The organism is Aeromonas sp. S9(2024) (assembly GCF_041403185.1).
GTDB lineage: Bacteria > Pseudomonadota > Gammaproteobacteria > Enterobacterales > Aeromonadaceae > Aeromonas > Aeromonas enteropelogenes.
In genome coordinates, this window is the sequence record NZ_JBGLRE010000009.1 from 1 (window position 1) to 19069 (window position 19069).

The 19069-nt window shown below is 55.2% G+C and carries 17 protein-coding genes; all 17 read right to left on the reverse strand.

Annotated features, from left to right (window positions below; all coding sequences use genetic code 11):
- Positions 1 to 216: hypothetical protein (locus tag ACB028_RS14745; protein WP_371144606.1), on the reverse strand; the 216-nt coding region annotated here is incomplete at its 3' end.
- Positions 217 to 422: 206 nt separating this feature from the next.
- A complete protein-coding gene (gene gmhB, locus ACB028_RS14750; RefSeq protein ID WP_371144607.1) occupies positions 423 to 965 on the reverse strand; it encodes a D-glycero-beta-D-manno-heptose 1,7-bisphosphate 7-phosphatase in 543 nt (180 codons plus the stop codon).
- Between the two features lie 113 nt (positions 966 to 1078).
- Positions 1079 to 2263 (reverse strand): elongation factor Tu, encoded by a 1185-nt coding sequence (gene tuf / locus ACB028_RS14755; RefSeq protein ID WP_061476754.1) that lies wholly within the window; start codon positions 2261 to 2263, stop codon positions 1079 to 1081.
- A gap of 54 nt (positions 2264 to 2317) precedes the next feature.
- Positions 2318 to 4423: an elongation factor G gene (fusA, locus tag ACB028_RS14760; RefSeq protein ID WP_026456683.1), complete on the reverse strand. Its 2106-nt coding sequence runs from the start codon at positions 4421 to 4423 to the stop codon at positions 2318 to 2320.
- Positions 4424 to 4498: 75 nt separating this feature from the next.
- Positions 4499 to 4969, reverse strand: a complete 471-nt coding sequence (gene rpsG, locus ACB028_RS14765) for a 30S ribosomal protein S7 (protein ID WP_026456684.1) — start codon at positions 4967 to 4969, stop codon at positions 4499 to 4501.
- Between the two features lie 93 nt (positions 4970 to 5062).
- Positions 5063 to 5437 carry a 30S ribosomal protein S12 gene (gene rpsL, locus ACB028_RS14770; protein ID WP_026456685.1) on the reverse strand — a complete coding sequence of 125 codons (375 nt, stop codon included), beginning with the start codon at positions 5435 to 5437 and terminating at the stop codon, positions 5063 to 5065.
- 182 nt (positions 5438 to 5619) lie between these two features.
- Positions 5620 to 5898 (reverse strand): sulfurtransferase complex subunit TusB, encoded by a 279-nt coding sequence (gene tusB / locus ACB028_RS14775; protein ID WP_371144608.1) that lies wholly within the window; start codon positions 5896 to 5898, stop codon positions 5620 to 5622.
- Positions 5899 to 5905: 7 nt separating this feature from the next.
- A complete protein-coding gene (gene tusC / locus ACB028_RS14780; protein WP_026456686.1) occupies positions 5906 to 6265 on the reverse strand; it encodes a sulfurtransferase complex subunit TusC in 360 nt (119 codons plus the stop codon).
- A gap of 9 nt (positions 6266 to 6274) precedes the next feature.
- Positions 6275 to 6667: a sulfurtransferase complex subunit TusD gene (gene tusD, locus ACB028_RS14785; RefSeq protein WP_026456687.1), complete on the reverse strand. Its 393-nt coding sequence runs from the start codon at positions 6665 to 6667 to the stop codon at positions 6275 to 6277.
- 84 nt (positions 6668 to 6751) lie between these two features.
- On the reverse strand, positions 6752 to 7132 hold the full coding sequence (locus ACB028_RS14790; RefSeq protein WP_042070366.1) for a RidA family protein: 381 nt from the start codon (positions 7130 to 7132) through the stop codon (positions 6752 to 6754).
- 23 nt (positions 7133 to 7155) lie between these two features.
- A complete protein-coding gene (locus ACB028_RS14795; RefSeq protein ID WP_042025337.1) occupies positions 7156 to 7872 on the reverse strand; it encodes a transcriptional regulator in 717 nt (238 codons plus the stop codon).
- Positions 7873 to 8066: 194 nt separating this feature from the next.
- Positions 8067 to 12371: a DNA-directed RNA polymerase subunit beta' gene (gene rpoC, locus ACB028_RS14800; protein ID WP_042025334.1), complete on the reverse strand. Its 4305-nt coding sequence runs from the start codon at positions 12369 to 12371 to the stop codon at positions 8067 to 8069.
- Between the two features lie 91 nt (positions 12372 to 12462).
- Positions 12463 to 16491 (reverse strand): DNA-directed RNA polymerase subunit beta, encoded by a 4029-nt coding sequence (rpoB, locus tag ACB028_RS14805; RefSeq protein ID WP_042025333.1) that lies wholly within the window; start codon positions 16489 to 16491, stop codon positions 12463 to 12465.
- Between the two features lie 224 nt (positions 16492 to 16715).
- Positions 16716 to 17081: a 50S ribosomal protein L7/L12 gene (gene rplL / locus ACB028_RS14810; protein WP_026456242.1), complete on the reverse strand. Its 366-nt coding sequence runs from the start codon at positions 17079 to 17081 to the stop codon at positions 16716 to 16718.
- A 51-nt stretch (positions 17082 to 17132) separates the two neighbouring features.
- On the reverse strand, positions 17133 to 17633 hold the full coding sequence (gene rplJ / locus ACB028_RS14815) for a 50S ribosomal protein L10 (RefSeq protein WP_005339895.1): 501 nt from the start codon (positions 17631 to 17633) through the stop codon (positions 17133 to 17135).
- 257 nt (positions 17634 to 17890) lie between these two features.
- Positions 17891 to 18592 (reverse strand): 50S ribosomal protein L1, encoded by a 702-nt coding sequence (gene rplA / locus ACB028_RS14820; RefSeq protein WP_026456243.1) that lies wholly within the window; start codon positions 18590 to 18592, stop codon positions 17891 to 17893.
- A gap of 4 nt (positions 18593 to 18596) precedes the next feature.
- Positions 18597 to 19025 (reverse strand): 50S ribosomal protein L11, encoded by a 429-nt coding sequence (gene rplK, locus ACB028_RS14825; protein WP_026456244.1) that lies wholly within the window; start codon positions 19023 to 19025, stop codon positions 18597 to 18599.
- Positions 19026 to 19069 lie beyond the last annotated feature (44 nt).

A 19069-nucleotide genomic window follows, 5' to 3' on the forward strand; every position in this document is an offset into this window, starting at 1 on the left:
CATGATCAAACTCTTCAATTTAAGTTTGGTTGCTTCGAAAAGCGGCTCAATGAATTGCTGAATTAACTGCTGCAACTTAAAAGTTGCTTTGGTCACTTCATCAGACATTGATATCAAAAATTGTTTTTGATGCTCGATGCTGTGAGTGCCCACACAGATTGCTTGATTCAAATTGTTAAAGAGCGATGCAGCTTTTGGCTGCTGCGGGAGTGGCATTCTACTCAACCGCCTTCTCGAGTCAAGCCTTATTTTCACAGGCTTGTCGAGGTTATCAACCCGGCTGTTTGCGTTGCCGCTTGCCGTGTCGATGGAGGCGCATTATAGGGAGTGAATTCGTTCTGGCAAGAGGATAATTGCAAAAAGATGGCTTTCATCGTTCAACCGCTCACAAAGCCACCAAAAAGCATCTTAATCCAGCGAAATCAGCCTGCGACAGGCGCAGCAACGGCAAAATCATGCAGCTTGTCGTAGATGGCATCGGCCAGCTCAATCCCCGCATCAGTAATCGGCTTGCCCGTTCTGACCATGACCTTGTGACCGACCTTGGCATTGATGGCGGCTTTCAGGTCCGAAGGTTTGTCACCCACCATATAAGAGCGGCTCATATCAATACCGAGCTCTCGCTGTGCAAGCAACAGCATACCCGGTTCGGGTTTGCGGCAGTCGCAGGGGGTACCGTGGTCCGGGTGATGGGGACAGAAGTAGATACCATCGAGATCCACATCGCGATCGGCCAGGGACCAATCCATCCACTCGGTCAGGTTCATGAAGTCATCTTCAGTGAAGTAACCACGGGCGATGCCGGATTGGTTAGTCACCACGACCAGCAAATAGCCCTTTTTCTTCAGCAATTGCATGGCCTCAATCACCCCGGGCAGAAAATGGAAGTCATCAACCTGGCTGACATAACCCGTGTCCTTGTTGATGACACCATCGCGATCCAGAAAAATGGCGGGTTTACTCACAGCAGCTACCTCTATCAATAATTTCGCAAAAGTATCTCACAGGCCATTTAAAGCCCCAAAAGTGAAAGGGGTGGCCGAAGCCACCCCTTTCATGTGTGCATATAAAGTATCGATTAAGCGATAACTTTAGCCACAACACCAGCACCTACGGTACGGCCACCTTCACGGATGGCGAAACGCAGGCCGTCGTCCATCGCGATCGGTGCAATCAGGGTAACAACCATCTTGATGTTGTCACCCGGCATGACCATCTCTACGCCTTCCGGCAGTTCGATGGTACCGGTCACGTCGGTAGTACGGAAGTAGAACTGCGGACGGTAGCCTTTGAAGAACGGGGTGTGACGACCACCTTCTTCTTTGGACAGTACGTACACTTCAGATTCGAACTTGGTGTGCGGCTTGATGGTGCCCGGCTTGGCCAGGACCTGACCACGCTCTACGTCTTCACGCTTCACGCCACGCAGCAGTGCACCGATGTTCTCGCCTGCACGACCTTCGTCCAGCAGCTTGCGGAACATCTCAACACCGGTACAAGTGGTCTTGGTGGTATCTTTGATACCTACGATTTCCACTTCTTCACCTACTTTAACGATACCGCGCTCTACACGACCGGTTACTACGGTACCACGGCCAGCGATGGAGAATACGTCTTCGATTGGCATCAGGAACGGCTGGTCAATCGCGCGCTCCGGCTCCGGGATGTAGGAATCCAGGTGACCGGCCAGCTCGATGATCTTCTCTTCCCACTGAGCTTCGCCTTCCAGCGCTTTCAGTGCGGAACCACGGACTACCGGCAGGTCATCACCCGGGAAGTCGTACTCGGACAGCAGTTCGCGAACTTCCATCTCGACCAGTTCCAGCAGCTCTTCGTCATCGACCATGTCGCACTTGTTCATGAACACGATGATGTACGGTACGCCTACCTGGCGACCCAGCAGGATGTGCTCACGGGTCTGCGGCATCGGGCCGTCAGTCGCAGCTACTACCAGGATTGCGCCGTCCATCTGGGCAGCACCGGTGATCATGTTTTTAACGTAGTCGGCGTGACCCGGGCAGTCTACGTGAGCGTAGTGACGGGTAGCGGTGTCGTATTCTACGTGGGAGGTGTTGATGGTGATACCACGCTCACGCTCTTCCGGTGCCTTGTCGATCTGGTCGAAGGCGAAAGCTTTACCACCGAAGTGCTTGGCCAGCACGTTGGTGATAGCAGCGGTCAGGGTGGTTTTACCGTGGTCAACGTGGCCGATGGTGCCGACGTTTACGTGCGGTTTGGAACGCTCAAATTTTTCTTTAGACACGACGTAGTCCTTCTAGGTTAAACCCGCCTACCGTCGTAGGCGGGGAATCTTAAATTACTTGGATTTGCGCTCTTCGATCACAGCCTGGGCAATGTTGTTCGGGGCATCTGCATACTTACCGAATTCCATTGCGTAGGAGGCACGACCTTGAGTGGCGGAACGCAGGTCAGTCGCGTAGCCGAACATTTCAGCCAGCGGCACCAGGGCACGTACGATCTTGCCGGACGGGCCATCTTCCATACCTTCGATCAGACCACGACGACGGTTCAGGTCACCGATAACGTCGCCCATGTAATCTTCCGGAGTTTCGACTTCTACTTTCATGATCGGTTCCAGCAGAACCGGGTTGGCTTTCATGAAGCCAGCCTTGAAGGCCATGGAAGCAGCGATCTTGAACGCCAGTTCGGAAGAGTCAACATCGTGGTAGGAACCGAAGTGCAAACGCACGCCCAGATCCATAACCGGGTAACCAGCCAGCGGACCAGACTTGAGCTGCTCCTGGATGCCTTTGTCAACACCCGGGACGAATTCGCCAGGAATGACACCGCCTTTGATGTCGTTTACGAACTCGTAGCCCTTGCCTTCTTCCAGCGGGTACATGTCGATCACAACGTGACCGTACTGACCACGACCACCAGACTGCTTGGCATGCTTGCCTTCAACGTCTTTAACGGTGTTGCGGATGGTTTCACGGTAGGCAACCTGCGGCTTACCTACGTTGGCTTCAACCTTGAACTCGCGACGCATACGGTCAACGATGATGTCCAGGTGCAGCTCACCCATACCGGCGATGATGGTTTGGCCAGATTCTTCGTCGGTCCATACGCGGAAGGACGGGTCTTCCTGAGCCAGACGGCCCAGTGCCAAGCCCATCTTCTCTTGGTCAGCCTTGGTTTTCGGCTCAACCGCGATGGAGATTACCGGTTCCGGGAATTCCATACGCTCGAGGATGATCGGCGCTTTTTCGTCACACAGGGTGTCACCAGTGGTCACGTCTTTCAGACCGATGGCAGCAGCGATATCGCCTGCGCGAACTTCTTTGATCTCTTCACGCTTGTTGGCGTGCATCTGAACGATACGGCCGAAACGCTCGCGCTTGTCCTTGACGGAGTTCAGCACGGAGTCACCGGAGTTAACCACACCGGAGTACACGCGGAAGAAGGTCAGGTTACCAACGAACGGGTCGGTAGCGATCTTGAACGCCAGAGCAGAGAACGGCTCGTCGTCAGAAGCGTGACGCACGTCTTTGGTTTCGCCGTCCATTTTCAGGCCGTCGATAGCAGCAACGTCGGTCGGAGCAGGCAGATACTCAACAACCGCATCCAGCATTGCCTGTACGCCCTTGTTCTTGAACGCGGAGCCACAGGTTACCAGGATGATTTCGTTGTTCAGCACGCGCTGACGCAGAGCTTGCTTGATCTCTTCCTCGGTCAGCTCTTCGCCGCCCAAGTATTTTTCCATCAAGTCTTCAGAGGCTTCTGCAGCAGCTTCAACCAGGTTCATGCGCATTTCTTGCGCTTGTTCCAGCAGCTCAGCCGGGACGTCTTCGTAGTCGAAGGAAACGCCTTGGTCAGCTTCGTTCCAGTTGATGGCCTTCATCTTGACCAGGTCGATAACACCCTTGAAGTTCTCTTCGGAGCCGATGTTCAGCTGCAGAGGAACCGGAGTGCCTTTCAGACGGGTCTTGATGTGCTCAACGCAACGCAGGAAGTTGGCACCGGTACGGTCCATCTTGTTGACGAACGCGATACGGGGAACCTTGTACTTGTTAGCCTGACGCCATACGGTTTCAGACTGTGGCTGTACGCCACCTACGGCACAGTACACCATTACGGCACCGTCCAGAACACGCATGGAGCGCTCTACTTCGATAGTAAAGTCAACGTGGCCCGGGGTATCGATGATGTTGATACGGTGCGGTTGGAACTGTTTACCCATACCGGACCAGAAAGCGGTGGTCGCGGCGGAGGTGATGGTAATACCACGCTCTTGTTCCTGTTCCATCCAGTCCATGGTGGCAGCGCCATCGTGAACTTCACCGATCTTGTGGCTTACACCGGTGTAAAACAGTACACGCTCGGTAGTAGTAGTCTTACCGGCGTCAATGTGAGCGGAGATACCGATGTTACGATAACGCTCAATGGGGGTTGTACGAGCCATTGTCATCCTCTTACTAAGGCGCTTGTCCCTAGATAATTAAAGGTGCGCAGAGCCAGAAGACCCTGCGCAAGCGGATTACCAGCGGAAGTGAGCGAAGGCCTTGTTCGCTTCAGCCATACGGTGAACGTCTTCACGTTTCTTGACAGACGAACCCTTGTTCTCAGCGGCATCCAGCAGCTCGCCAGCCAAACGCTGAGCCATTGATTTTTCACCACGTTTACGAGCGGCATCAACCAACCAGCGCATTGCCAGAGCATTGCGACGAACCGGACGAACTTCTACCGGTACCTGATAGGTTGCACCACCGACGCGACGAGATTTAACCTCGACCGCCGGACGAATGTTATCCAGAGCTTCTTCAAATACAGCCAGGTGCTCTTTGCCGGATTTAGCGGCAATGATATCCAGAGCACCGTATACGATGGCTTCGGAAACAGATTTCTTACCGTCAACCATTACTACGTTGACGAATTTAGCCAGCAGCTCAGATCCGAACTTGGGATCCGGCAGGATTTTACGCTGACCAACAACACGACGTCTTGGCATTTCAATTCTCCGTGAACTTCAGGGGTTACCCAAAACTAGAAAGTTATCTAACTAGAAACGAATTAACGTTTGGCCTTACTTAACGGAGAACCATTAAGCTTTCGGACGCTTCACGCCGTACTTGGAGCGAGCCTGCTTACGGTCTTTAACACCGGCACAGTCCAGCGCACCACGAACGGTGTGGTAACGAACACCAGGCAAGTCTTTTACACGACCGCCACGGATCAGAACAACAGAGTGCTCTTGCAGGTTGTGACCTTCACCGCCGATGTAGGAGGTGACTTCGAAGCCGTTGGTCAGACGTACACGGCATACTTTACGCAGTGCAGAGTTAGGCTTCTTCGGGGTGGTGGTGTATACACGGGTGCACACGCCACGCTTCTGAGGGCACGCTTCCAGCGCAGGCACGTTGCTCTTAACAACGAGCTTAGTGCGCGGCTTGCGAACCAACTGGTTAATAGTTGCCATCAAAAGGCTCCTGATAATGACTTCATAAACATGTGAAAAATCCTCCCCGCAGATACGGGGACGCGAAATTTTATGCCCTGTTGTCTAGGGAGTCAAGATTTATACAATTCGCGGCATGGACGGCGCAGCGCAAACCACCGAGATCCATAATAACAACCTGAATTATATTGAAAATAATCCTGTCACTCCCCCCAGGTCAGTGGGGACCCTTTTTGTGCAATCAAGGCGACCAGACCCGCCATATCGATCTCTGTCCCCACGCGACGAGACAATCCGCGAGCCTGCAGGTCTTCCTGCATGACATAGAGCGGTATGCCTGCCAGCTGTTCACACCAGTGTGGCGCCGATGCGGCGATCACCGCATCCTGCATCAATACCAGCTCGTCTTCCGGCTGACAGTATGCCAACGCTTGCGCCAACGCCTGGCTCTGGAAGGGGGAGTTCATAATCAGATGCAACATGAAGACCTCAGAAACTGATGTGAGCCGAACATTGTGCCCAGCAGCGAGCCAATGCCTCCCGTGGCATGCTCTCGACCTGAATGAGCAGATCATCGAGGGTCAGCCCGCGCTCGGCCAGTGAGTCAGCACAGACATAGACCTCCTCGATATCGTAGAGTTCCAGCATCTTGAAGGTCGGTGCATAGTGACGCTGCAGAATAGCGGCAGGTTGCTGCTCCTTGACCAGTTGCAGCACGCCGTCACCGATCAGAAAGAGTGCCACTGATTCGGTAAGCGCCGACGTGGCCAGCAGGGCATCCAGTCCCTCTCGCCCGGCCGCATAGCCATGAGGCCCACGGCGGCAGATAAATGCAATTTTTTTGGTCATGACCCTCTCCTAGAACTGGACCAGCCGATCGGCCGTCAAGGTCGCCTCGGCCAGCTGCCCCAGACCGCTCAGGCAGAAGGGGGCCTGCAGATTGAAGTGATCATGTCCAACCCCCTTGGCCTCCTGTTCATCGAGTACGCCACGGCGCATGGCGGCGGCGACACAGACATCGATCCGGATCCCCTGCTCTATCGCCAACTCTCGCCACAGACGCACCAGATCCGTTTCATCGGAAGCGGGCGCATGGAGGCCGTTGCCGTTGTAGACACCGTCCTGATAGAAAAACAGATGGGAAAGGGTATGCCCCTGCGCCAACAGGCTACGGGCAAAACGATAGGCGGTACTGGCAGACTGGGTACCATAGGCAGGTCCGGTCACCAGGAGGGCAAAACTCAAACTCATATCAGGCTCCTGTGCTGATGCCTGTCCATTGTACGCCAAAAACAAAAAAGCCCCTGCCAGGAGGGGCTTGTTCAACCAGAGCGATCAGAGGTGGGCAATGGCTTCCACTTCAACCAGCACATCCTTCGGCAGACGGGCCACTTCCACACAGGAGCGTGCCGGAGCTGCGTCGCCAAAGTAACGGGCATAAACCTGGTTGAAGGCCACGAAGTTATTCATGTCGCTCAGGAAGCAGGTGGTCTTCACCACCTTGCCGGTATCAGCGCCAGCCGCTTTCAGCACGGCAACCAGATTCTTCATTACCTGCTCAGCCTGGGCTTCGATACCGCCTTCGACAATCTCCATGGTAGCCGGATCAAGCGGGATCTGTCCTGAAGTAAAGATCATCTCACCCACCTTGGTCGCCTGAACATACGGACCAATCGCAGCGGGTGCCTTGTCGGTTGCAATAACTTCTTTAGCCATTCATGTATCCCCTTCTGGAATGATTATTCGTTTTCGTCTTCACCCTGCTTGCGCTGCCGGATGTAGAGATAAACGGTATGTTTGGAAATATTCAGTTTGTCTGCCACCAGGTTGATCGAATCCTTGATGTCGAAAATTCCTTTCTCGAACAACTGGGTCACGATAAACCGGTTCTTGGCATTGTTGGCCACGGTCGGATCGCGGTTGATTTCATCGATGGTATTGTCCACCGTCTGGGCAACCAATTCTTCGACGCTGTTGGCAAACGTCTCGGGAGACTGACGCGCAACCTGCTGCGGCGTCGGGAAAAATTCGGCCACGAACTCGTGGAAGGGGGCATTGATGTGCAGATTGATGCAGATAAGGCCGATCACCTGCCGCTCGCTGTTCCGGATGGCGATGGTGCTCGACTTCATCAGGGCACCGGTGCGGCTGCGAGCAAAATAGCTATGCGTGTAATCTTGCCCCGTGCTCTCGATATCCTTGAGCATACGCAAGGCCAGATCGGTGATGGGCGCCCCCAGGGAGCGTCCGGTATTGAATCCGTTGGCGATCTTGATCACCGACTCATGCAGATTCTCCAGGGAGTGAAGCACCACTTCACAATGCTTGCCGAACAACTCGGCCAAGCCATCGATGAGCCCGTCATATGAGCGCAACAATTCCCTGTCTTCATCTGTAAAAGTGCGGCTGATCAGCTGTTCTTCGGGAAGCATGGCCTCCTCGATACCGACAGTCATGTTCTACCCCTGTAATAACCGTTCAACTTTTCCGAGTTTTAAATTGCAGGGCATTAAAGTCAACTTTTTTTGATTTTTTACTCTACAACTTTGCTCTGGATCATCCTGAAAACCGTGCCAGACCTGACTTTGACGAGGAAAACACCAACAAAAAGGGCTCCCTGAAGGAGCCCTTTTTAATCATGGAGAAGAGATTACTCTTCGTCGAAGCTACCGGCTGCGTTCAGCAGATCCGCCAGGTTCTGTTGAGCCTCATCAGCGGTCACCTGGGGGGTGCCAACAGCACGAGCTGCGGCAGCACGCTGGTTGATCCGGCCATGGTGGTACGCAAAACCGGTACCGGCCGGGATCAGACGACCCACGATGACGTTCTCTTTCAGACCACGCAGTTCGTCACGCTTGCCACCTACGGCGGCTTCGGTCAGAACACGAGTGGTTTCCTGGAAGGAAGCCGCGGAGATGAAGGACTCGGTGCTCAGAGACGCCTTGGTAATACCCATCAGCACGTGACGGTAGGTCGCAGGGGTCTTGCCCTCGGCAACCAGCTTACGGTTGGCAATCTTCACGCGAGCCACTTCAACCTGTTCGCCTTCGATCAGGTCGGTGTCGCCAGCAGTCAGGATCTCGCACTTGCGCAGCATCTGACGAACGATGACTTCGATGTGCTTGTCGTTGATCTTAACGCCCTGCAGACGGTAAACGTCCTGCACTTCGTTGGCGATGTAGTTGGCGACCGGGCTGATACCGCGCAGACGCAGGATGTCGTGAGCAGACTCGGGACCGTCCGCCAGTACTTCACCCTTCTCAACTTTTTCACCTTCGAACACGTTCAGGTTACGCCACTTCGGAATCATCTCCTCGTAGACGTTGCCACCATCGGTCGGGGTGATGACCAGACGGCGCTTGCCCTTGGTCTCTTTACCGAAGGAGATGGTACCGGAGATCTCGGCCAGGATAGCCGGTTCTTTCGGTTGACGAGCTTCGAACAGATCCGCAACGCGCGGCAGACCACCGGTGATGTCCTTGGTACCGCCGGATTCCTGCGGGATACGCGCAACCGCGTCACCCACACCCACGTTGGCACCATCTTCCAGGTTCACGATCGCCTTGCCCGGCAGGAAGTACTGGGCGGCTACATCGGTACCCGGGATCATCACATCGTTGCCGTTCAGGTCGACCAGTTTCACGGTCGGACGCATCTCTTTACCGGCGCTCGGACGCTCGTTGACGTCCAGCACGACGATAGAGGAGAGACCGGTCAGCTCGTCGGTCTGACGAGTGATGGTCACGCCGTCGATCATGTGTTCGAAGTGCAGACGACCTGCCACTTCGGTGATGATCGGGTGAGTGTGCGGATCCCAGTTGGCAACGGTATCACCAGCGTTCACCGCCTGACCGTCCTTCACTTCCAGCACAGCACCGTAAGGCAGCTTGTGGCTTTCCTTGGTACGGCCCATGTCGTCCATGATGGTCAGTTCGGTTGAACGAGAGGTGATAACCAGTTTGTCTTCGCTGTTGTGAACGAACTTGGCGTTCTGCAGCTTGATGCTACCAGTGTTCTTCACCTGGATGCTGCTTTCTGCTGCGGCACGAGATGCGGCACCACCGATGTGGAAGGTACGCATGGTCAGCTGAGTACCCGGTTCACCGATGGACTGGGCGGCGATAACACCGACAGCCTCACCCTTGTTAACCAGGTGACCACGGGCCAGGTCGCGACCATAGCAGTGGGCACAGTTACCGAAGTCGGTCTCACAGGTGATGGCAGAACGTACCTTCACACGGTCAACGGAGTTACGCTCCAGCAGGTCACACAGCTGCTCGTCGAGCAGGGTGTTGCGAGCCACCAGGATCTCGTCCTCGGTACCCGGCTTGATGACATCTTCCGCCACCACACGACCCAGCACGCGCTCACGCAGCGGCTCGACTACGTCGCCACCCTCGATAAGCGGAGTCATCCACAGACCGTCGGTAGTGCCGCAATCGTCCTCGGTGATCACCATGTCCTGCGCCACGTCTACCAGACGACGAGTCAGGTAACCGGAGTTCGCAGTCTTCAGTGCGGTATCCGCCAGACCCTTACGAGCACCGTGAGTGGAGATAAAGTACTGCAGTACGTTCAGACCTTCGCGGAAGTTCGCGATGATCGGGGTCTCGATGATGGAGCCATCCGGCTTGGCCATCAGGCCACGCATACCGGCCAGCTGACGGATCTGAGCTGCGGAACCCCGCGCACCAGAGTCGGCCATCATAAAGATGCTGTTGAACGAGGCCTGCTCTTCTTCGTCACCCAGCGAGTTGACGTTACGCTCTTTGGACAAGTTCTCCATCATGGCCTTGGAGACGCGCTCGTTGGCGCTGGCCCAGATATCGATAACCTTGTTGTAGCGTTCGCCCGCAGTCACCAGACCGGACAGGAACTGATCCTGGATCTCGGCAACTTCGGCTTCGGCCGCAGCGATGATGTCTTTCTTGGCATCCGGGATGACCATGTCATCGATACCAACGGACGCACCGGACAGGGCCGCATAGTGGAAACCGGTATACATCAGCTGGTCAGCGAAGATAACGGTGTCCTTCAGGCCCTGCTTGCGATAGCAGGTGTTCAGCAGACGAGAGATCAGCTTCTTGCCCAGCGCCTTGTTGGATACGCACTTGATCCAGTTTTGCGGATTGGCGTCCAGATCGGCTTGCTCGGCAGCGCTCAGCACCTTCGGCTCGTCGATCAGGGCGTATTCCATGCCTTTCGGCAGGATCAGACTCAGGATCGCACGACCAACGGTGGTGTTCTTCATCTCGGTCTTGGCAACCAGTTCACCGGCTTCGTTCTTCACGTACTCGGTGATGCGGCACTTGACGCGCGCATGCAGGTCAGCCAGGCCGGCACGGTAAACCTTCTCGGCCTCTTTCGGACCGGACAGCACCATACCTTCGCCCTTGGCGTTGATACGGGCACGGGTCATGTAATACAGACCCAAGACCACGTCCTGGGACGGAACGATGATCGGCTCACCGGAGGCAGGCGACAGGATGTTGTTGGTAGACATCATCAGGGCGCGCGCTTCCAGCTGGGCTTCCAGGGTCAGCGGTACGTGAACTGCCATCTGGTCACCGTCGAAGTCCGCGTTATACGCAGCACAAACGAGCGGGTGCAGCTGGATTGCCTTGCCTTCAACCAGGGTCGGTTCGAACGCCTGGATACCCAGACGGTGCAGGGTCGGTGCACGGTTCAGCAGGACCGGGTGTTCGCGGATCACTTCGTCCAGGATATCCCAAACGACAGCTTCTTCGCGTTCAACCATCTTCTTGGCAGCCTTGATGGTGGTCGCCAGGCCGCGAGTTTCCAGCTTGCCATAGATGAACGGCTTGAACAGTTCCAGCGCCATCTTCTTCGGCAGGCCACACTGATGCAGGCGCAGGGTCGGACCTACGGTGATAACGGAACGACCGGAGTAGTCGACACGCTTACCGAGCAGGTTCTGACGGAAACGACCTTGCTTACCCTTGATCATGTCGGCCAGGGATTTCAGCGGGCGCTTGTTGGAGCCAGTGATGGCGCGGCCACGACGGCCGTTGTCCAGCAGAGCATCGACGGACTCTTGCAGCATGCGCTTTTCGTTGCGCACGATGATGTCCGGCGCAGCCAGATCCAGCAGACGCTTCAAGCGGTTGTTACGGTTGATCACGCGACGGTACAGATCGTTCAGATCGGAGGTCGCGAAACGGCCGCCGTCCAGCGGTACCAACGGACGCAGGTCCGGCGGCAGCACGGGCAGCACTGTCATGATCATCCACTCCGGCTTGTTGCCGGACTGCAGGAAGGCTTCCATCAGCTTCAGACGCTTGGTGGTCTTCTTGCGCTTGGTCTCGGAGTTGGTCTGATCCAGCTCCTCGCGCATGGTCTTGACTTCACCTTCCAGATCGATGGCACGCAGCAATGCCAGGATTGCTTCGGCACCCATCTTGGCGTCAAATTCGTCGCCCCACTCTTCCAGCGCATCCAGGTACTGCTCTTCGGAGAGCATCTGGCTGCGTTCGAGGTTGGTCATGCCCGGCTCGATTACCACGAAAGATTCGAAGTAGAGCACGCGCTCGATGTCGCGCAGGGTCATGTCCAGCAGCAGACCGATACGGGACGGCAGAGACTTCAGGAACCAGATGTGGGCAGTCGGGCTGGCCAGCTCGATGTGGCCCATACGCTCACGACGGACCTTGGTCTGGGTCACTTCAACGCCGCACTTCTCACAGATCACACCACGGTGTTTCAGGCGCTTGTACTTGCCGCACAGACACTCGTAGTCCTTCACCGGTCCGAAGATACGGGCGCAGAACAGACCATCACGCTCCGGCTTGAAAGTCCGGTAGTTGATGGTCTCAGGCTTTTTGACCTCACCGAATGACCAGGAGCGGATCATGTCAGGAGAGGCCAGACCGATCTTGATACTGTCAAACTCTTCGGTCTTGGTCTGAGCCTTCAAAAACTTGAGTAAGTCTTTCACGTGTTTCCCCTGTCAGGAGTCTAACCTCGGCGCCCCGGCTGCCAAAACAGCGGGGCGCCCACGTCAATTCTCGAACAATAAGAGCGAGCTCTTACTCTTCGTCCAGCTCGATGTTGATACCCAGAGAGCGGATTTCCTTCAGCAATACGTTGAAGGATTCGGGCATGCCCGGCTCCATACGGTGGTCGCCATCCACGATGTTCTTGTACATCTTGGTACGGCCATTCACATCGTCAGACTTGACGGTCAGCATCTCCTGCAGGGTATATGCCGCACCGTAAGCCTCCAGGGCCCACACTTCCATCTCACCGAAACGCTGACCACCGAACTGAGCCTTACCACCCAGCGGCTGCTGGGTAACCAGGCTGTAAGAACCGGTAGAACGCGCGTGCATCTTGTCGTCGACCAAGTGGTTCAGCTTCAGCATGTACATGTAACCTACGGTTACCTTACGCTCGAAGCGGTTACCAGTGCGGCCATCGAACAGATCAATCTGACCGGATTCCGGCAGATCGGCCAGCTTCAGCAGGGCCTTGATTTCGCGCTCTTTGGCACCATCAAAGACCGGCGTAGCAACCGGCAGACCCTTACGCAGGTTACCCACCAGGGTACGCACGTCGTCGTCGGACAGCTCGGCGATGTTCACTTGCTGGGAGTCCTTCTCGCCCAGGTCATAGACCTGTTGCAGGAAGTTGCGCATCTCGTGCAGCTCACGCTGCTCTTTGACCATGCGGTCGATCTTCTCGCCGATCCCCTTGGCCGCCAGGCCCAGGTGAACTTCGAGGATCTGACCGATGTTCATACGAGACGGTACACCCAACGGGTTCAGTACGATGTCGACCGGACGGCCGAATTCGTCATGAGGCATATCCTCGACCGGGCAGATCTTGGAGATAACACCCTTGTTACCGTGACGGCCCGCCATCTTGTCACCCGGTTGGATGCGACGCTTGACTGCCAGATAAACCTTGACGATTTTCAGTACGCCCGGCGCCAGATCATCACCCTGGATAATCTTGCGACGCTTGTTCTCGAACTTCTTGTCGAACTCGGCTTTCAGCTCAACGTGCTGCTCAGCGATCTGCTCCAGTTCGGTCTGCTTGGCTTCATCTTCGATGGCCAGTTCAAACCACTTGGAACGCTCCAGCTTGTTCAGACGATCTTCGCTGTAACCAGCGGCCAGCAGCAGGTTGCGGGAGCGGCCGAAAATGCCGTCTTCCAGGATCTTGAACTCTTCGGTCAAGTCCTTCTTCGCTTCCTTAAGCTGCATCTCTTCGATTTCTTTGGCGCGCTTGTCTTTTTCCACGCCATCGCGGGTAAAGACTTGCACGTCAACCACGGTACCGTACACACCGTTCGGCACACGCAGGGAGGAGTCCTTCACATCGGAGGCCTTCTCACCGAAGATGGCACGCAGCAGCTTCTCTTCCGGAGTCAGCTGGGTTTCACCTTTCGGAGTCACCTTACCAACCAGGATGTCGCCGCCCTTCACTTCGGCACCCACGTAGACGATACCGGACTCATCCAGCTTGGACAGCGCGGCTTCACCCACGTTCGGGATGTCGGCAGTGATCTCTTCCGGACCCAGCTTGGTGTCACGGGAGATACAGGCCAGTTCCTGGATATGGATGGTGGTCAGGCGATCTTCCTGAACAACACGCTCGTTCACCAGGATCGAGTCTTCGAAGTTGTAACCGTTCCACGGCATGAACGCGACGCGCATGTTCTGACCCAGCGCCAGTTCACCCAAGTCGGTGGACGGGCCGTCAGCCAGTACGTCGCCAGCCATCACCGGCTCACCCAACATCACGCAAGGACGCTGGTTGATACAGGTGTTCTGGTTGGAACGGGTGTATTTGGTCAGGTTGTAGATGTCGATGCCGGCTTCGCCTGGCAACAGCTCATCTTCATTTACCTTGATAACGATACGGGAGGCATCGACATAGTCGATCATGCCACCACGCTTGGCGACTACGGTTACACCGGAGTCAACGGCCACAGCGCGTTCCATACCGGTACCTACCAGCGGCTTGTCAGCACGCAGGGTCGGTACAGCCTGACGTTGCATGTTTGAACCCATCAATGCGCGGTTCGCGTCATCGTGTTCCAGGAACGGGATCAGGGCTGCTGCCACAGATACGATCTGCTGCGGGCTCACGTCCATATACTGGATCTGGTCGGCGTTCATAAAGGTGGATTCACCTTTGTGACGGCACGGGATCAATTCATCTTTCAGACGGCCATCTTCGGTGGTCGCGGCGTTAGCCTGTGCGATCACGTACTTGCCTTCTTCAATAGCAGACAGATAGTCCACTTCGTCGGTGATCACACCGTCAATGACCTTGCGGTACGGAGTCTCGAGGAAACCGTACTCGTTGGTACGAGAGTACACGGACAGGGAGTTGATCAGACCGATGTTCGGACCTTCAGGAGTCTCGATCGGGCACAGACGACCGTAGTGGGTCGGGTGTACGTCTCGGACTTCAAAGCCGGCGCGCTCACGAGTCAAACCGCCCGGGCCCAGCGCGGAGATACGGCGCTTGTGGGTCACTTCGGACAGCGGGTTGTTCTGGTCCATGAACTGGGACAGCTGGCTGGAACCAAAGAACTCTTTGACTGCGGCGGAGATCGGCTTGGCGTTGATCAGATCCTGCGGCATCAGGGTGTCCAGGTCGCCCAAGGAGAGACGCTCCTTGACCGCACGCTCGACACGCACCAGACCGACACGGAACTGGTTTTCAGCCATTTCGCCGACGGAACGGATACGACGGTTACCTAGGTGGTCGATATCGTCCACTTCATCGTTGCCGTTACGGATATCGATCAGGCGCTTCATCACCTCGACGATGTCGTCCTTGGTCAGCACACCCACGCCGGTTTCGTCTTCACGACCCAGGCGACGGTTGAACTTCATCCGACCAACGGTGGACAGGTCGTAACGCTCGGCGGAGAAGAACAGGTTCTCGAACAGCTGCTCTGCGGCCTCGCGGGTGGGCGGCTCGCCCGGACGCATCATGCGGTAGATCTCTACCAGCGCTTCCAGACGGTTGGTGCTGGAGTCGATGCGCAGGGTCTCGGACATGTAGGCACCGTGGTCCAGTTCGTTGGTGAACAGAACCTCGAAATGCTTGAAGCCGGCCTGGGACAGGTTGGCGATGGCTTCCAGGCTCAGGGCCTGGTTGGCAGCGACAACCAGCTCGCCAGTCTGCGGATGTGCGTAGTCCTTGGCAGCAACTTTGCCAACAACATACTCAACCGGCACTTCGATCTGGGTGACGGAATCTTTTTCCAACTGGCGGATGTGACGCGCGGTCACACGACGACCGGTTTCAACCACCACGGCGCCATTGGCCACGATGTCAAAGGTCGCAGTTTCACCACGCAGGCGCTCAGGCACCAGATCCATCATCAACTTGCCATCTTTCACTTCGAAACCGATGGTCTCAAAGAAGGTGGCCAGGATTTCTTCGGAACTGAAGTCCAGGGCGCGCAGAATAATGGATGCCGGCAATTTACGACGACGGTCGATACGGACAAACAGGTTGTCTTTCGCATCGAACTCGAAGTCCAGCCAGGAGCCACGGTAGGGGATAACGCGAGCGTTATAGAGCACCTTACCGGATGAATGTGTTTTGCCTTTATCGTGGTCGAAGAAGACGCCCGGGCTACGATGCAGCTGGGAGACGATTACCCGCTCGGTACCATTGATAACAAAGGTGCCGTTCTCGGTCATGAGCGGAATTTCGCCCATGTATACTTCTTGTTCCTTGATGTCTTTGACGGTGCCGGCAGCTGCTTCACGGTCGTACAGAACCATACGAAGCTTGACACGCAGCGGCGCGGAGTAGGTCACTCCACGGATCTGGCATTCTTTTACGTCAAATACCGGCTCACCCAGGCGATAGCTGACATACTGAAGCTCAGCACTACCGGAGTAACTGGTGATCGGGAAAACGCTACGGAAAGCGGCCTCTAGGCCATATTCACCTTCCGGGTCAGCCTCGATGAACTGCTTGAAGGAGTCCAGCTGAATGGACAACAGATAAGGCGTGTCCAGTACCTGGTCTCGCTTACCGAAGTCCTTACGAATGCGTTTTTTTTCGGTATAAGAGTAAACCATAGGGTTCCTCAGCTCGCTGATAAGTGACCCACTCTGTCCCGCGGGACAGCTCTGTCTCAACACCGTTTTGTGTTGGCCCGGACGAAAGAAAACAGTCCGGATTGCTGGTGCACCGAGAGTCGTAAACGGTGTGAAATGCTCTCAGTCTACAGCGCAAAAAGGCTGGTGAACAAAAATTCACCAGCCCTAGCCTGTTTTATCAGGCTAATCTACATAAATGCAGATTATTTGATCTCAACAGAAGCACCGGCAGCTTCCAGCTCTTTCTTCAGAGCTTCAGCTTCGTCTTTGGAGATGCCTTCTTTCAGGTTAGCCGGAGCAGCTTCTACCAGGTCCTTGGCTTCTTTCAGGCCCAGACCGGTGGCGCCACGAACGGCTTTGATAACGGCAACTTTGTTAGCACCGGCAGCAGTCAGAACTACGTCGAACTCGGTCTTCTCTTCTACTGCTTCAGCAGCAGCCGGGCCAGCCATTACGGCAGCAGCGGCAGAAACACCGAACTTCTCTTCCATAGCTTCGATCAGCTCAACAACTTCCATTACGGACATGGAAGCAACGGCTTCGATGATTTGGTCTTTAGTGATAGACATGACAAAAATTCCTGATGTTGAATAAACTCAAACAGCCTAGATAGGCGAGAATCAAGCAGCAGCTTGTTTCTGGTCGCGAACAGCAGCGATAGTACGAACCAGCTTGCCAGCAGAGGCTTCCTTCATGGTAGCCATCAACTTCGCAATTGCTTCTTCGTAGGTCGGCAGCGTGGCCAGACGATCAATTTGTGCTGCGGCGATAAACTCACCGTTAAAAGCGCCAGCCTTGATTTCGAACTTTTGGTTCGCTTTGGCAAACTCTTTGAACAGACGAGCGGCAGCGCCCGGGTGTTCGTTGGAGAAAGCAATCAAGGTAGGACCGGTAAATGCGTCGTTCAGGCACTCGTATTCGGTACCTTCAACCGCGCGACGCAGCAGGGTGTTACGCACAACGCGCATGTACACACCAGCTTCACGAGCGGTCTTACGCAGGACGGTCATCTTGTCTACAGTCACACCGCGAGAATCGGCTACAACTGCGGACAGGGCGCCTTTGGCAGCTTCGTTGACTTCAGCAACAATTGCCTTTTTGTCTTCGAGTCCCAATGCCATTGGCTTAACTCCTGGATTGAATCCGGGTCTGTAGACCCAGTACTGACACATCCCCCCTACTTTTAACAACAGAGGGGAACGATGCGGTAGCAGGATTCCAGAAGAGAAAGAATCTTTCTCGCTGGGTTTCCGGCACCGTCTACGCAGGAAACATTAAGGCTTTGCAGCCTCCTGCGGTCTTGGACGGAGGTCGAAACCCCCAACCAATCAAGGCGCAAAATTATAGATTAAATTTTGCGCCTTGTAAAACCCATCAATTAGGCCTGAGCTTCCAGAGAAGCTTGGTCTACGGCAACACCGGCCCCCATGGTGGTGGAGATGCTGACTTTCTTGATGAATTGACCTTTGGCGGAAGAGGGCTTGCCTTTTTTCAGGGCAACCAGCAGAGCTTCCAAGTTTTCTTTCAGCTGAACTTCGTTGAAAGAAACCTTACCCAGAGTGGTATGGATGATACCATTCTTGTCGTTACGGTAACGAACCTGACCAGCCTTGGCGTTCTTGACGGCTTCGGCAACGTTCGGAGTTACAGTACCAACTTTCGGGTTCGGCATCAGACCACGCGGGCCTAGGATTTGACCCAGCTGACCAACAACGCGCATGGCATCCGGGGATGCGATAACGACGTCGAAGTTCATCTCGCCTTTTTTGACCAGCTCGGCCAGGTCATCCATACCTACCAGGTCAGCACCGGCAGCTTTGGCAGCTTCGGCGTTGGCACCTTGGGTAAATACGGCAACGCGAACGTCACGACCGGTACCGTGCGGCAGTACAGTTGCACCACGTACGTTCTGGTCGGATTTACGAGCGTCGATACCCAGGTTGACAGCAACGTCAACGCTTTCAACGAACTTGGCGGTAGCCAGTTCTTTCAGCAGGGCAATGGCTTCGTTGATGGAGTACTCTTTGGTACCGTCAACTTTTTCGCGAATAACGCGCATACGCTTGGAAAGTTTAGCCATTGTCTTAATCCTCCACTACCAGACCCATGGAACGAGCGGAGCCGGCGATGCAACGTACTTTTGCATCCAGATCGGCACCGGTCATATCCGGCTCTTTGGTCTTGGCGATTTCTTGCAGCTGAGCAACGGTCACCTTACCAACCTTGTCTTTGTTCGGCTTGGCAGAACCAGACTTGATGCCAGCAGCTTTCTTCAGCAGGAAGGAAGCGGGCGGAGTCTTGGTTTCGAAGGTGAAGGAACGGTCGCTGTAAACGGTGATCACGACCGGAGTCGGTGAACCTTTTTCCAGCTTCTCTGTACGGGCGTTGAACGCCTTACAGAATTCCATGATATTAACACCGTGTTGACCCAGTGCAGGACCAACGGGAGGAGACGGGTTGGCTGCACCAGCAGCAACCTGCAGCTTGATATAAGCTGTGACTTTCTTAGCCATTAGGAAATTACCTCAAATATGGGTTCTAGCGCCTCGGAGACATG